The sequence below is a fragment of the Streptococcus mitis genome (assembly GCF_001281025.1).
Taxonomy (GTDB): Bacteria; Bacillota; Bacilli; order Lactobacillales; family Streptococcaceae; genus Streptococcus; species Streptococcus mitis_AK.
This window is the reverse complement of the sequence record NZ_CP012646.1, coordinates 1,267,675-1,282,914: the sequence shown is the minus strand read 5'-3', so window position 1 is coordinate 1,282,914 and position 15,240 is coordinate 1,267,675. Positions and strand designations below refer to the sequence as shown.

11 protein-coding genes are annotated in these 15,240 nt (G+C 38.7%); 3 read left to right on the top strand and 8 right to left on the bottom strand.

Going from position 1 to position 15,240, the window contains the following annotated elements; translation table 11 throughout:
- The first annotated feature begins 23 nt into the window (after positions 1-23).
- Complete coding sequence (locus RN80_RS06245) at positions 24-455, top strand: GtrA family protein (protein ID WP_060628276.1); 432 nt, start codon at positions 24-26, stop codon at positions 453-455.
- A gap of 82 nt (positions 456-537) precedes the next feature.
- On the top strand, positions 538-918 hold the full coding sequence (mscL, locus tag RN80_RS06240; RefSeq protein ID WP_060628763.1) for a large conductance mechanosensitive channel protein MscL: 381 nt from the start codon (positions 538-540) through the stop codon (positions 916-918).
- Between the two features lie 41 nt (positions 919-959).
- On the opposite strand, the gene hemH is transcribed toward mscL, so the two are convergent.
- Positions 960-2,054: a ferrochelatase gene (gene hemH, locus RN80_RS06235; RefSeq protein WP_060628274.1), complete on the bottom strand. Its 1,095-nt coding sequence runs from the start codon at positions 2,052-2,054 to the stop codon at positions 960-962.
- A gap of 153 nt (positions 2,055-2,207) precedes the next feature.
- On the opposite strand from hemH, the gene pepT reads away from it, so the two are divergent.
- Complete coding sequence (pepT, locus tag RN80_RS06230; protein ID WP_060628273.1) at positions 2,208-3,431, top strand: peptidase T; 1,224 nt, start codon at positions 2,208-2,210, stop codon at positions 3,429-3,431.
- Positions 3,432-3,466: 35 nt separating this feature from the next.
- Here the strand turns inward: pepT and RN80_RS09745 are convergent, their stop codons facing one another.
- From RN80_RS09745 to RN80_RS06185, 7 genes are all read right to left on the bottom strand, one after another.
- On the bottom strand, positions 3,467-7,456 hold the full coding sequence (locus RN80_RS09745; protein ID WP_080998513.1) for a pneumococcal-type histidine triad protein: 3,990 nt from the start codon (positions 7,454-7,456) through the stop codon (positions 3,467-3,469).
- A 208-nt stretch (positions 7,457-7,664) separates the two neighbouring features.
- A complete protein-coding gene (locus RN80_RS06210; protein ID WP_060628271.1) occupies positions 7,665-10,793 on the bottom strand; it encodes a pneumococcal-type histidine triad protein in 3,129 nt (1,042 codons plus the stop codon).
- 7 nt (positions 10,794-10,800) lie between these two features.
- Positions 10,801-11,718 (bottom strand): zinc-binding lipoprotein AdcAII, encoded by a 918-nt coding sequence (gene adcAII / locus RN80_RS06205; protein WP_060628270.1) that lies wholly within the window; start codon positions 11,716-11,718, stop codon positions 10,801-10,803.
- Between the two features lie 142 nt (positions 11,719-11,860).
- A complete protein-coding gene (locus tag RN80_RS06200; protein ID WP_060628268.1) occupies positions 11,861-13,252 on the bottom strand; it encodes an APC family permease in 1,392 nt (463 codons plus the stop codon).
- Between the two features lie 122 nt (positions 13,253-13,374).
- Positions 13,375-13,941 carry a thiol-disulfide oxidoreductase-associated lipoprotein SdbB gene (gene sdbB / locus RN80_RS06195; protein ID WP_060628266.1) on the bottom strand — a complete coding sequence of 189 codons (567 nt, stop codon included), beginning with the start codon at positions 13,939-13,941 and terminating at the stop codon, positions 13,375-13,377.
- A gap of 11 nt (positions 13,942-13,952) precedes the next feature.
- Positions 13,953-14,660 (bottom strand): thiol-disulfide oxidoreductase-associated membrane protein CcdA2, encoded by a 708-nt coding sequence (ccdA2, locus tag RN80_RS06190; protein ID WP_060628265.1) that lies wholly within the window; start codon positions 14,658-14,660, stop codon positions 13,953-13,955.
- 214 nt (positions 14,661-14,874) lie between these two features.
- Positions 14,875-15,150 (bottom strand): HU family DNA-binding protein, encoded by a 276-nt coding sequence (locus RN80_RS06185; RefSeq protein WP_001284642.1) that lies wholly within the window; start codon positions 15,148-15,150, stop codon positions 14,875-14,877.
- Positions 15,151-15,240 lie beyond the last annotated feature (90 nt).

Genomic DNA, 15,240 nt, shown 5'->3' with positions numbered 1-15,240 from the left:
TTGCGTTATGCTATACTAAAAGTATGAAAAAACGCATTCAAAGTCTCTTCGAGAATGAGCTCTTAGCCTATCTCTTTTTTGGTATAGCAACTACTCTTGTCTCCATTCTATCCCGATTAGTCATTTATCAATTAACCCATAAAGAACTGCTTGCTACTGTACTAGCAAATAGTATCGGTATCCTCTTTGCCTTTGTTACAAATGATAGACTTGTATTTAAGCAAGTTAGGCAGAATTGGCCAAGGCGTTTAGTAAAATTTACTCTAGCACGTCTTTCTACTTTTCTTTTAGACTTGTTTTTAACTTTTCTCTTTGTAACTCAGTTTCCTAATATTATCGGACAATTTGTAAATAATAATATAGACAAGGTTAATAGTATTGAAACCGTTATTTCACAATTCTTGATAATTATCCTCAATTATATTTTTAGTAAGGTATTTATTTTTAAAAAATAAGAAAAAATTAAGCATATTGCTTGCAAGAACTTCTTAATTAATATATAATCAAGAGTAAAAATTTTGGAAAGGAATTATGAAAATGTTAAAAGATCTTAAAGCATTTTTGCTTCGTGGTAATGTTGTTGACCTTGCTGTCGGTGTGATCATTGCCTCTGCTTTTGGTGCTATCGTAACTTCATTCGTTAACGATATCATCACTCCACTTCTATTGAACCCAGCCTTGGAAGCTGCGAAAGTACAAAACATCGCTGAGCTTGCATGGAATGGTGTTACATATGGTAAATTCTTGAGTGCTATTATCAACTTCCTTGTTGTAGGTACTGTTCTCTTCTTCGTTATTAAAGCTATGGAAAAAGCTCAAAGCCTTACTAAAAAAGAAGAAGCTGCTGAGGAAGCTCCAGCTGGTCCAACTGAGTTGGAAGTACTTCAAGAAATCAAAGCTCTTCTTGAGAAAAAATAATCAATTAAAAGGATCTAGAACAAAGCTAAATCCTTTTTTCTTTACTCTTTTGGTAACTTGCCTGCTTTTTCAAGCATTCTCTTGATAAGATAAGGCATTTTAACATTTTCCCGACCTTTTTTCTCAATCAATTTTTTCACAAATTCTGGCATTTGTAGGTCTTGTGATTCATCTAAAATATTTTTAGTTTCATCCGAAGGAACTAATTCATCAAAGGTTTCTTCTTCTGGGAGAAATTCCTTAAATTCTTGATGTCCATTAGCTCTGACTGTACTAATCAAAGCATCAATCAAACGAGAATCTGTATTTGGCATTGGTGGACGATGATAGTTCACCCCCAATTCCTGACACAAGTCATAACATTCCACATCATTGTCAAACAAGACTTCAATGTGCTCACTAATAAAACTGATAGGAACAAAAATATAATGGTCTGGATGTTCTTTCTGCTCTCTAAGATACTCCAAGACATCTGGCTTAATCCATGGAATCCCGATATCACTCTCACTTTGCCAGGTATTTGTATATTGCTCAGAACTCAAACCTAGTTTTTCAGCAACTAACTTGCTATTTTCAAAAATTTGATCGATATAAGGATCTCCAAAATCCAAGGCAAAAATGGGCACACTGTGGGCTGAAAAGATGACTTTAAAGCTATCCTGCTTTACTTCTTCTTTTAAAATCTTAGCAATTTCATCTGCCCAATAGTTTAAGAGCGCTTCTTCTTGATACCAGTCCTTGATAACTAAAAATTTAATTTGTTTGCTTTCTAAAAATTTCTCGTATCCCATGACAGAGTAGAACGAATAATGAGGCTCCAAAATCAGGCAAATACACTGTTCAATGCCGTCTGCTTCCATCTGACCAATCACATCTGGAATAAAAGGTCTGGAAAATTTATTGGCAAAATAGACACTATACTCATTCCCCAGTCTAGCTTCTACTAAGGCAACTTCTTCACGGGTAATTCTTTGCAGAGGCGTACCTCCAATAAGTACATAATTATCATAGAGTGTTTGAATCTCGTGGTCTTGAGGTCTCACTCCACGACGAATATTTGTGAAAAAATCAGCCACACCTTCAAAGGTAATCTCTTCTGGCGAACCAAAGGTCATCATTAAAATTGCTTTTTTCATAATCGCTTCCTTGTGATATTTTTATCAAGTTTATTTTATCATTAATTCGTTGATAAGTAAACGCCAACATAGTGAATTTCCCTAACTTCAGTCTTTTGTTTTTCTCTCTTTTCTATGATACAATGGAAAAAATGAATTCAAAAGGAGTTTTTTATGACTTATCCCAATCTCTTGGACCACTTCTTAACCTACGTTAAGGTCAATACGCGCTCTGATGAACACTCTACTACTACTCCAAGTACGCAGAGTCAGGTTGATTTCGCGACCAATGTCCTGATTCCAGAAATGAAACGTGTTGGACTTCAAAACGTCTACTACCTTCCAAATGGTTTTGCGATTGGTACCTTGCCAGCCAACGATCCGTCTTTAACACGTAAGATTGGCTTTATATCTCACATGGATACTGCTGATTTTAATGCCGAAGGAGTCAATCCACAGGTAATTGAAAACTACGATGGTGGTGTGATTGAACTAGGAAATTCTGGTTTCAAACTCGATCCAGCTGACTTTAAGAGCCTTGAAAAATATCCAGGACAAACACTCATCACAACAGATGGAACAACCTTACTAGGAGCTGATGACAAGTCAGGGATTGCTGAGATTATGACAGCCATTGAATATCTGGATACTCATCCTGAAATCAAACACTGTGAGATTCGTGTTGGTTTTGGTCCAGATGAGGAAATCGGTGTTGGTGCTAATAAATTTGATGCAGAAGATTTTGATGTTGATTTTGCCTACACAGTCGATGGTGGCCCATTAGGTGAACTTCAGTACGAGACCTTCTCAGCAGCTGGTGCTGAGTTACATTTCCAAGGACGCAATGTCCACCCTGGTACCGCAAAAGGTCAGATGGTCAATGCCCTTCAGCTAGCAATTGATTTTCACAATCAACTTCCAGAGAATGACAGACCTGAGTTAACTGAAGGTTACCAAGGTTTCTATCATTTAATGGATGTGACAGGTAGTGTCGAAGAGGCGCGTGCAAGCTACATCATTCGTGATTTTGAAAAAGATGCCTTTGAAGCTCGTAAAGCAGCAATGCAGTCTATCGCTGATAAGATGAATCAAGAACTTGGTAGCGACCGTGTCACCCTAAACTTGACAGACCAGTACTACAATATGAAAGAAGTCATTGAAAAAGATATGACTCCAATTACCATTGCCAAAGCAGTTATGGAAGATTTGGGGATTACTCCTATAATCGAACCAATCCGTGGAGGGACAGACGGCTCTAAGATTTCCTTTATGGGAATCCCAACTCCTAATATCTTTGCGGGTGGAGAAAATATGCACGGACGTTTTGAATACGTCAGCCTTCAGACCATGGAACGTGCAGTTGATACCATTATTGGTATCGTAGCTTATAAAGACTAAAAAGACGAGGTAGCTCAGCTACTTCGCCTTTCTTTTTATTCTACTGGTTTTTCTTGATTTCCAATACTTGTTGTAGATTCTGTTGTTTCCTTTTCTGAAGATGATTCAGCAGGTTTAGAATCTGTTGTGTTGCTTGGTTTGTTTTCGTCCCTTGCAGTTTCACTATTTGATTCTGCAACTACGTTTGGTTGGTTCTCAGCACTGGTCTTATCACCATTTGCCTCAGCATTTGTCGCTGGAGTTGCTTCTTCACTTGCGCTTGATTTTGACTTGATTTCTTGATTCAAAACTAGGATAGCTTTTGTCAATTCAAGTAAAGCGGCTTTATCCTTACTCTTAGCAGAAAGTTGGTCTAGTAATGCATCCACCTTATCAAAGTCTGCATCAGAACCCTTGTTGTTTTCTAAATAAGAGTGAAGCGACATGAGAATATCGTAGAGTTTTTGATAGAGTACTAGTGTCTGAGGGTCTTGCTCAGCATTTTCCTTCTCTTGTTGAAGGGCGCTAGCGATACGAGTCAAGACATCTTTTACCTGACTATTTACTTCATCCAAGTCTGCATCAGCCTTGTTTGTAGCAACTTTGAGATTTTCTACTTCTTCTGCCAAGGATTGTCTGATTCCTTCTTCTTGGATTTGTTCCAAGAGTTGATTTGCCTTGCTCAAGCGGCTTTCTACTTCTTCCTTGCTAACATGATTGACATGTTCTTCAGGCATAAAGTCTCCGTACAATTCTTTCAAGAAGCCATAAATAGCTGTCTTGGCACTTTGATTATCAACTTTTTCAGTATCTAGAACTGTCTGAGTCGATTTAGTAGTAGTTGGTTGAGCTTTCAAAGCTTCTTCCACTTCTTGTTTTGCCTGATAGATGTTTGGGAATAATTTGTTCAATTCTGCTGCCTTAAGGAAGGATTGAGATTGATACAAGGTCCAAGTCAACTGAGCCACTTTGTTTCGAAGTTCATCACTCAAACGACCGTCATTTACGTGTTCGTAGAAATACTTGATGTATTCTACAGTTGTTACACCTGTTCGATCATTAAAGTCTTGCAAGGCTTGAAGTTGTGATTCAACCGCTGCTAAAGCAGCCTCATCTTTAGCCAATTTAGCTTCTTGAAGTCGAACGAGAAGGTCTTTCTTAGGAAGTCCAAAAGTGTCTGTATCCAGAGTATTGATTTTATCAATCAAGGCTTGATATTTCTTATCTAAAGCACTTGTTTCAACAGGTTTGACACTTTCATCAATATGGATATATTGCTTATCAAAGAGATCAAGGGTTGCAAGATAACCTGCTGTAGAGTTAGTTGCCAGTTTCTTCATGTTTTCAGTAAACTGACCTAAGGCTAACTCAATCTGTCTTTGTTCAATAGGCTTGTCTTTATAGATACTTCTGCTATCAGCTAAAAGTTGATCTACTTTTGCCAAGACTGCCTTCTCATCAAAAGCTCCAGGTTGATAATTGGATTGCAGGGCTGGAATCTTGTTTTTCAAAGCCACTTCATATCCCTTAGTTTGAACCTTGATGTAGTGATTATGGTCGCCATGAGGAATCACAAAACTACCATTTTCTACCTGTAAACTATAAGGAGACACACCATCTCGCAAAGCAGTCGTGTAAAGTTCATTTAGGAAATCAAGTTCTGGATTGCCAGTTTGAAGAGGAATCCGAACATGTTCTTTACGAACAGCATAGGGATGGATATGAGTTGGGTCGTAGGCTTGGTCTGGATTTCCAAAGACAAAGAATCCGTTTGAAATTCTAATCGCTTCAAGTGGAACACCGTAGGTCTTCGAAATATAAGCAATCTTTTCTTCATCGCTAGCATCTCTTGAGAAAGACTCTACCGTTTTAGCAAGAGGTTTTACAGGCTCTGCATCATGATGTGTTTTCAAATGATCCTGAGCTGCCTTAATTTGCTCTGCTGTCAAATCCTTCTTGAAGAAGTAATGATTGTGGTCACCATGACTCATGACAAAACCTTGCTCATCCTCACTGATGACACGATCGGCATCAAAACCGTGATCATGGTCTTCATCATGATGGTGTCCATGATGATCTTCATCGTGATCGTCGTCATGAGCTGGATTTGGTGTTGCTGGACTTGCACCTTTCAAGTGATCCTGCGCTGCCTTGATTTGATCAGCAGTCAAATCCTTCTTGAAGAAGTAATGATTATGGTCGCCGTGACTCATGATAAATCCTGCTTCATCTTCCGCAATAATACGATTGGCATCAAAGCCGTGATCATGGTCTTCATCATGATGGTGTCCATGATGATCTTCATCGTGATCGTCGTCATGAGCTGGATTTGGTGTTGCTGGACTTGCACCTTTCAAGTGATCCTGCGCTGCCTTGATTTGATCAGCAGTCAAATCCTTCTTGAAGAAGTAATGATTATGGTCGCCGTGACTCATGATAAATCCTGCTTCATCTTCCGCAATAATACGATTGGCATCAAAGCCGTGATCATGGTCTTCATCATGATGGTGTCCATGATGATCTTCATCGTGATCGTCGTCATGAGCTGGATTTGGTTTTGCTGGACTTGCACCTTTCAAGTGATCCTGCGCTGCCTTGATTTGATCAGCAGTCAAATCCTTCTTGAAGAAGTAATGATTATGGTCGCCGTGACTCATGATAAATCCTGCTTCATCTTCCGCAATAATACGATTGGCATCAAAGCCGTGTCCACCTTCTTCATGTTCCTCATGTGAAACACCAGGATTGACTGGAAGAGATGGCGAAGGTGTTGTTAGACCATTATTTGGAAGAGTCGGTTGACCAATTACGGTCGATTTTGGAATGTAATGGAAATGATCACCATGTCTTACAATATAAGCTGTAGCAGTTTCTTCGACAATATCTTTAGGATTAAAGATATAACCATCAGATGTTGAAGGAATTTCCTTATTTAACGTTGAAGAAGCATTATTCAATATAGATGGATTACTTGGAAGACTTCCTAGACTAGACGCTACTTCATGAGGTTTTTCATTTGTAGAGACCGTAGAACCAGTTCCACCGATAGGCACCATTCTAGCAATCTTTTCTTCTAAAGCAGAGAGTTTGCTGTAAGGAATAAAATGATAATGGTCGCCATGCGGAATCGCAACTCCATTTGGTGTACGACTGATAATCTTAGCAGGGTCAAAGACTAAGCCATCTGATTCACTGTAACGTTTGTCGCTAGGTGAATCGTAGAGTTCTTTCAATAGACTTTGGAGATTTTCAACTTTGCTTTCTGGCTTGCTAGTTAATCCTTGCACTGTAGATTGAGTATTATTCTCACTAGCTGTTGAAGAATAGCTTAGCTGACTTGGTTGCGTATTTTTGCCAGCTAAATGAGCTTTAGCAGCAGCTAACTCACTAGCAGACAAGTCACTTTTTGGAATATAGTGATAGTGACCTCCGTGAGGAACGATATAAGCATCACCAGTATCTTCGATAATGTCAGCTGGATTAAAGACATAACCATCATCTGTCGTATAGCGTCCCTGAGACCTTGCTACAGCAACATCAGAGCCGACCTTCTCATTATCTTTGACATGTTCTTGTTTTTGACGATTAATTTCATCCTTGGTTCGAACATTATCAGCATGAGCTGTATCTTTCAGGTAGACATAATATTTTCCATCGACCTTGATGATATAACCACCCTTGACTTCATTGACAATATCAGCATCTTTAAGTTGATAGTTTGGATCCTTCATCAAGAGTTCTTCACTAAAGAGGGCATCATAAGGAACTTTCCCATTATAGTAATGATAGTGGTCACCGTGTGACGTCACATAGCCCTGATCTGTAATTTTGATGACAATTTGCTCAGCCTGAATTCCTTCTTTCTGGCTAACCTGATCTGGTGTCAGGTTTTCAGTTTTCTGACTTGACTGACTACCATCCACATAAGAGACACGATTATTGTCCTTATTTTCCTGTGAACGATGCTGGTTCAATGCATAGGCGCAAAGACTCAAGGATACGATAACAGCTGATCCAGCTGCAATATACTTTTTACTGAATTTCATAAATCCCTCATTTCAATAAATGATGAAGCTTTTCTTAACTTCTTTTCTCGGTTAAACAGTTTTTTCTCAAATGGTTATTTAACCAATTAATTAACCAGTAAATAGTTTACCTTTTTTAAGTTTATCTGTCAAGATTTTTATGTCATTTAAAAAATAAAAGCCAGTATTGCTACTGACTCTTACATCATATTGATTTAATAGGATAAACTTATGCTTCTGGTTTCGTCGTAACTGACTCACTACCTTTTAACAACGCAAGTAATTTTTCTGCTTCTGCCATGATACCATTATTATCCATGGTTTGGAGACTCAGATTATTTCGTAAACCAGATAGGCTCTCTGTCACATTGTCTTTCAAACTAGCATCCGTTACTTTAGCAAGTAGAGCTTCTACTTCTTTGAGTTTGGCTTCTACTTTTTCGGTTTCTACTTGAGGTACTTCAGCTTCGTCTGTTGTATCTTTAGGTACTTCTTCTGTCTCGTCTTCATCAGTGCTCGGTTTATAAAGATTATCTACTGAAGGGGTTGAACCTGTATGATTTTCTTTTTCATTGGATTCAGGACGGGTTGACTCGACTGATTCATGATGATCTTCCTTATCTTCATCAGATTTACTGTCTTTGTCTGCCTTATTTTTACGAACATGGTCGCTGGCATTTCCCCAACCATTATCTGAGTGAGGACGTTCTTCAGGATGTTCAACATAATATTTTACAGTCGCAAAGAGATCCTCAAGGCTATAACCCTTAGGTGCTTCATAGAGTCCTTCGTCAAACCAACCAAATTTAATGTTATGGTAATGGTCGTAATGAGGTATAATTAAGCTACCATTTTTAACTTCAACAGTATGTTGTAGATTGTAAGGAATATGATCAAGTGGGACCTTCTTAGCTGCTTCCACTTTATTATAGATTGCTTCTACTCCTTTAACCTCAGTATTTCCTGAACCCTGATTCTCTGTTGAAGGAGGTATCAAACCTTTCTCTTTAGCATAAGCCTGGGCTGCCACTCTTTCAGCTTCAGACAAGCTCTCTTTCTTAATCCAATGACTATGGGTCATATGCGGAGTTACATAAGCATCTCCCTCATCACTGGTAATATCACGAATGTCAAAGATATACCCATCTTCTGTTGTATACTTACCTGCTAATTTCGCTAATTTAATTTCAACATCTGTATAAGCAATTTGAGCATTTGGTTTGCCAAGTCGCTCTGGATGAGTAATTGGTGCTAGGAAAGCTAATAAATCATCTACCAATTTTCCTTTATTAGTCGATTCATCATTCAAGCGTTCTGCTAATTTGTCTAAGGCTTGGAAATCAGAAGTACGACCCTTATTTTCAGACAAGGCTTTATGAGCCTCGGCCAATAACTTATATGCTTTATCATAAAATTCTTGATCACGAGGAGCGACATTTTCTTTCTTCGCAACTAGAGCGTGTGTTTCTTGAGTTTTCTTAGACAAGAGATTTTCAATAGCGTCAATCTTATCCTTGGCCAAATCTTTAGCAAGAACATAACGACTGACTCCCTTATCCTCTATAATATATCCATCACCAACTTTTCTAACAACCTGGTTGACATCAAATTCAGTCGGTTTATTTTCCACTGGTGCTAAAGGTTTGGTAGTAGGGGCTGGCTTCAGAGGAGTAACACTTGGCAAGACACTGCCATTTTGTCCCTTAACAGCTATCATACGAGCCAATTTTTCTTCCAGCGGTGACATTTGTGAATAAGGGATAAAGTGATAGTGGTCTCCGTGAGGCACTGCAACACCATTAGCTGTACGTTTGATGATTTGTGCCGGATCAAAGACTAAGCCATCTGATTCAACATGACGTTCTGACAAAGGTTTGGCATACAATTCACTTAGAAGTGTTGGAATGTCTTCCCCTTGATTTTGATGATATGTTGGGGTGACAGTCAGGTTTGGAGTCTCTGTCAAACTTGGTTGGGCTGGTTTAGCATTATCACTACTTGGTTTACTTGAACTTGTAGAAGAATGTGAGCCCTGCTTCCCATTCCAATAGGCTTGGGCTGCAGCCAATTCTCCTGCAGACAAATCACTCTTCGGAATATAGTGGAAATGATTGCCGTGCGGTACAACAAAAGCGTCACCTGTATCTTCAATCACATCTGTCGGACTAAAGACATATCCATCATCCGTTGTATAGGCACCTCCAGTTCCTCGATTCGGTGCCGGCGTATTGAGATTAAAGTTTGGTTTAATGGTTGAACTTGGTGTTGAACTTGTTTTCTCAGGGCTGCTTGGTTTCGAATTGTCAGCATGACTTTGAACTGGCTGACCTCCAATTGGCAGATTTCGAGCCAATTTTTCTTCCAAAGCAGACATTTGCGAATAAGGGATGAAATGGAAATGATCTCCGTGAGGGACTGCGACCCCATTTGCTGTACGTTTTGTAATCTGTGCTGGGTCAAATACTAATCCATCAGACTCCACATGACGTTGGCTAAGTGGCAAAGCGTACAATTCTTGAAGAAGACTAGCTAAATCCTCATTTTGACTCTCAGAATCTGTTGCAGGATTTTGAGGTGTCTCAGATTGACTCGTTCTCACACTAGATCTTGTTTCTCCCCTGCTAGAACGATATTCAACCGTACTTAATTGACCGCCTTTTCCAGATAAGAAGGCTTGGGCAGCAGCTAATTCACTAGCAGACAAATCACTCTTAGGAATATAGTGGAAGTGATTGCCATGAGGAACGATATAAGCATCACCCGTATCCTCAATGATATCAGAGGCATTGAAGATATACCCATCATCCGTTGTGTAGCGTCCTTGGGCTCTGGCTGCAACAACTGCCTGATCGTTAGAACTGTCTCCATGATTACTACTATGTTCCTGCTTCTGACGTTTAATCTCTTCTTTTGTCCGAATATTGTCCGCATGGGCGGCATCCTTGAGGTAAACATAGTATTTCCCGTCTACCTTAATCACATAGCCACCCTTGATTTCATTGACAATGTCTGAATCCTTCAACTGATAATTCGGATCTTTCATCAGCAGTTCTTCACTGATGATAGCATCATAAGGAACCTTGCCATTATAGTAATGATAATGGTCTCCATGAGAGGTCACATAACCTTGATCCGTAATCTTGATAACAATTTGTTCGGCGTTGATTCCCTCTCTCTTACTAACTTCATCTGGTGTCAAGTTCTCTGCCTTTTGACTAGCCTGGTCACCATCTATATAAGCAACTCGATTAGAATCTTTCTTAACTTGTCCAGCTTGATACCGTCCAAGCTCATAGGAACAAACACTTAGGGCAAGAACTGCCACTGAACCCGCTACATATTTTTTATTGATTTTCATTCTTTCCTCATTTCAATTCTTCTGCTAAAACACTCATATTTTCTGCAAGATTTTCGAGATAAGTCTTGTCATTTTGTGGGTCTGCCTCTAAAGGATTCAGAGTTTTAAGACCCACACCTGTTGATTTGACAAGAGTTTCAGCTACTTTTGAAGAAGCATTACTTTCTGTAAAAATCGTTTTAACCTTATAGGTTTTAACAAATTCCTGAATTTCTGTTAGTTGTCTTGGACTTGGTTCTTGTTCAGGAGAGATACCAGCGATTCCAAGTTGATTTAATCCAAATCTCTTAGCAAGATAAGAAAAGGCTGTATGCTGTGTTACAAAAGTTTTCTGACTCGCTTTTTCAAATTTAGGCTGGAATTTCTTAGTCAATTCTTGAGCTTTTTTGATAAAGGCTTGCGCATTTTTTTGATAAGTTTCTTTATGCTCACTATCCACCTCTGAAAGTTTATCAGCGATAATCTGAGCTTCTTCGCCAGCTTTTTCAGGATCTAGCCAAGTGTGAGGGTCATAGAGCGTTTTTTCATCAACTCCATCCCCTGCTTCCACATCTTCTAGCCCTGGGACTCGGTCTAAGGTCATTCCTTCAGAAGCCTCTAAAACCTTAACTTTGGATTTTTTAAGATTGGGGTCCAGACTTCCCGCCCAAGATTCAAGAGTATGCGAATGGTAAACAAAGACATCTGCATCATAGATGGCTGCGATATCATTTGCCGAAGGTTCAAAGGAGTGAATTCCACTACTTGACTGAATCATCCGAACATCATTCAAGTCACCAGATACTTCCTTGACAATAGCATAGACAGGATAAAAACTGGTTACAATTTTCATCCCTTTCCCAGTCTGACTTTCCTTTTGGCCACAAGCCCCTAAACACAAAAGAAAGACACTTAACAATACTAAAAATAAACTTTGTTTCTTCATAAACAACTCCTTAACTATTTAATTAACTGGTAAACATTCTACTCCTAAAAATTTAATCTGTCAAGCTATTTTTAGAAAAAATTTGAAATTTCTTTCACATATAAAAATCTGCTGAGTTTCAACAACTCAACAGATTCACACATTATTCTTCTATGGAAGAATGCTTATAGCCATAAGTGAAGTAAATAATACTTCCTACTAACAATGCAACTAGGAAAGCAAGCCAGGTTTCCATATTATACTGCAACATAAAGGATAAACAAATGATGATTGATAAAATTGGTAATAAGGGTACCAGTGGTGTTTTAAATTCTCCTGCTTTGGGCATCCCCTTTTCTCTCCGTAAGCGAATCAAACCATAAGCCAGCATGATTAAGTAGGCTAAGGTACAAATATTTAAGAAGGCTGCGATACTGGCTAGTGGGAATATTCCTGCAGCTACTGCTGAAGCTAGACCTGTCAAGATAGTAGCATTTTTTGGTACCTTGCTTGTTTTGGTCAGTTCTTTAAATGCAGCAGGCATCAAGCCGTCACGCGCTAAACTGTAAATCATACGCGATAGGGCATAGGTCATCGAGATACAAACAGTAATCAAGGTCAATATAGCCACTAATGACACATAATTAGCTGCCCAACTAATCCCAATACTACGAAGAGCAAAGGCAACGGCATCGTCGACATTTAGGTGACTATAGTGAACCACACCAGTCAAAACAAGAGTCACCAAGGCATAAAGAATAGTTACGATAGAAAGCGATAAGACAATCCCTCTAGGAATATTTTTTTGAGGAGTCTTAACTTCATCTACAGCCATAGAGATGGATTCAAAGCCCAAAAAACCAAAGAACATCAAGGACGCACCAGCCATAATACCTGTACTAGCACCATATATTTGGCCAAAACCATAAGGGGCAAAATTGCTCCAATTATCAAGCTTAATATTCCAAATTCCTACTAAAACAAAGAGAGCTAAAGCGGAAAATTTCAAAATCACTAGAATCGAATTAAAGCGTAAGGCTGCTTTCGCATTAAGTAGAACAAGCAAGGTCACCAAGACCAAGACAAGAATAGGTAATAAATCAACAAACGTCCCTGCTTGAGGATTAAAGGTACCATTTAAAGCCTGAGGAAGGGCTATCCCGTATTGAGAGAGAAGCCCTTTAAAATACGCTGCCCAACCAGAAGCCACACCCGATATGGCTGTCATGAATTCCATCATGGTTAACCAACCTGCCAACCAGGCTGGGAATTCTCCTAAGATTGCATAGAGATAACTGTAGGCACCACCTGTAGCAGGTACTCGTGAAGCAAATTCTGCAAAAAAGAGAGCTGATAATCCCACACACAAGGCAGAAATGACGATTGAAATCACTAGGGCTGGACCAGCAAGCGTTGCAGCTGCAGTACCTGTGATTGTAAAGACACCTGTCCCTACCATGGCTCCGATACCTAACAAAATCAAATCCCATAATTTCAAATGCCTGTGCATCTCCGTTTTATCCAAACTGACATTCTTTGTTCTAAATATATTCATTTTTGACTCCAAAATAAAATGATGATTCTATTTTACCATAAATATAGGGTATTTGTGAATATTTATAAAATGTTTTTCTAAAAAAATCTGACTACTCTCTTGTAATCAGATTTTTATCTATTCTAGTTCATTTCTTTAAAGGCTGCTTCTGCATCCGCATTACTGATAGCACCCAATTGTATCTTTCCAATCTTACCTTGACTATCAATTAGATATTCTGTAGGAATGCTTCTAATTTGATAAGCTTGGAAGGTGGTTGCTTTGGTGTCATAAAGAACTGGGATATCCTTATAACCTTGATCTTGGAACCATTGTGGGAATTGCTCAACAGTTTTTTCACCTTGAATTCCTGGTGCAATAACAGTAAGAATTTCAAAATCACGATCTGGTTTCGCCGCTAATTCCATCAACTCAGGCATACTTTTTTTACATGGACCACACCATGAAGCCCAAAACTTCAAATAAACCTTTTTACCCTTATAATCAGATAACTTTACTTCTTTGCCATCCATTGATTGCAAGGTAAAATCTGGCGCCTCTTTCCCAACAGCAATTTGTTGTACAGTCGTTTGTTGCTGTTGTTTTGGGGATTGTTCTGGTGCTTTAGTCTTTTTAGTCTCTTCCTCACCACAAGCTATCAATACAACTAATGACAAGAGGCTTAAGCCAGCAAACATTACTTTTTTCATCTTTTTCTCCTTTATTCAAAAATTCCAGCTAGAACATTTACTTGTCCTAATAGTAATAAAATTCCCATTAAAATAATAAGGAAACCACCAATTTTCTTCAGTAGCATCATATGACGTTTAATTTTACTAAAATATGGCATAACTACGCCTGAAGCTAGTGCCAAAACCAAGAAAGGAATTGCCATCCCCAGAGTGTAAATCAAGGTATAGATTGCACCTTGCCAAGCACCATTACCTCCAGAAGCGGCAAGCGCTAAAACAGAACTTAAAACTGGACCAATACAAGGCGTCCAACCAAAGCTAAAAGTAATACCGAGTAAAAAGGCTGACCAATAACGATTGGCTTCTGATTTCTTAAAAGTAAAGCTTTTTTGAACCTCTAATTTCTTAAAATGAAAAATTTCCATCTGGTGAAGGCCTAAAATGATGATAATCGTTCCCATGGTATAGCGAAACCAATTGGCATAGAGAATATTACCAAGGTAACCAGCACCAAATCCTAAGATAAAGAAAATGAGAGAGATACCTGCAATAAAGCAAAGCGTTCGAATCAAACCTGACCAAGCGACTTTCCTTCCAAACAGAGAGAAGCTTTTTGCACTTTCCTGATCATCCAATAAAATTCCAGCATAGACTGGTAGAAGAGGAAAAATACAAGGAGAAAAAAAGGATAAAACACCCGCTAGAAAAACAGAGATTGAAAATACTATCGTTTCCAATAAAGAACCAACTTTCTTAATAATTCATATCCTATTTTACTATAATCAATTTCATTTGTATGATTTCTGCTACGCAATTTGAATTAGCCAATATTTGAAATATTTGTTCCGGTACTAGTTCATTCAGATTCTGGCCCCTTTTTTGCCCTCTATACACAAAAAAGCCTACTGACCAAGCTAGAAAGCTTGATACAATAGGCTTTTTAAAGGCTGATTATTTAACAGCGTCTTTAAGAGCTTTACCAGCTTTGAATGCTGGTACTTTAGAAGCAGCAATTGTGATTTCTTTACCAGTTTGTGGGTTGCGACCTTTACGTGCAGCACGCTCACGAACTTCAAAGTTACCAAAACCGATCAATTGAACTTTTTCACCAGCTGCAAGGTAGTCAGCTACTGCTGAGAATACAGCTTCAACTGCTGCTGCTGAGTCTTTCTTAGTCAATTCTGTAGCTTCTGCTACTTTAGCGATCAAATCTTGTTTGTTTGCCATGTTAATGATTCCTCCAATTTAATTTCTAATTAACAATTATAATCATATCCTAAAATCCCTTTTAGGTCAAGTTAAAAACGCTATTTCTTC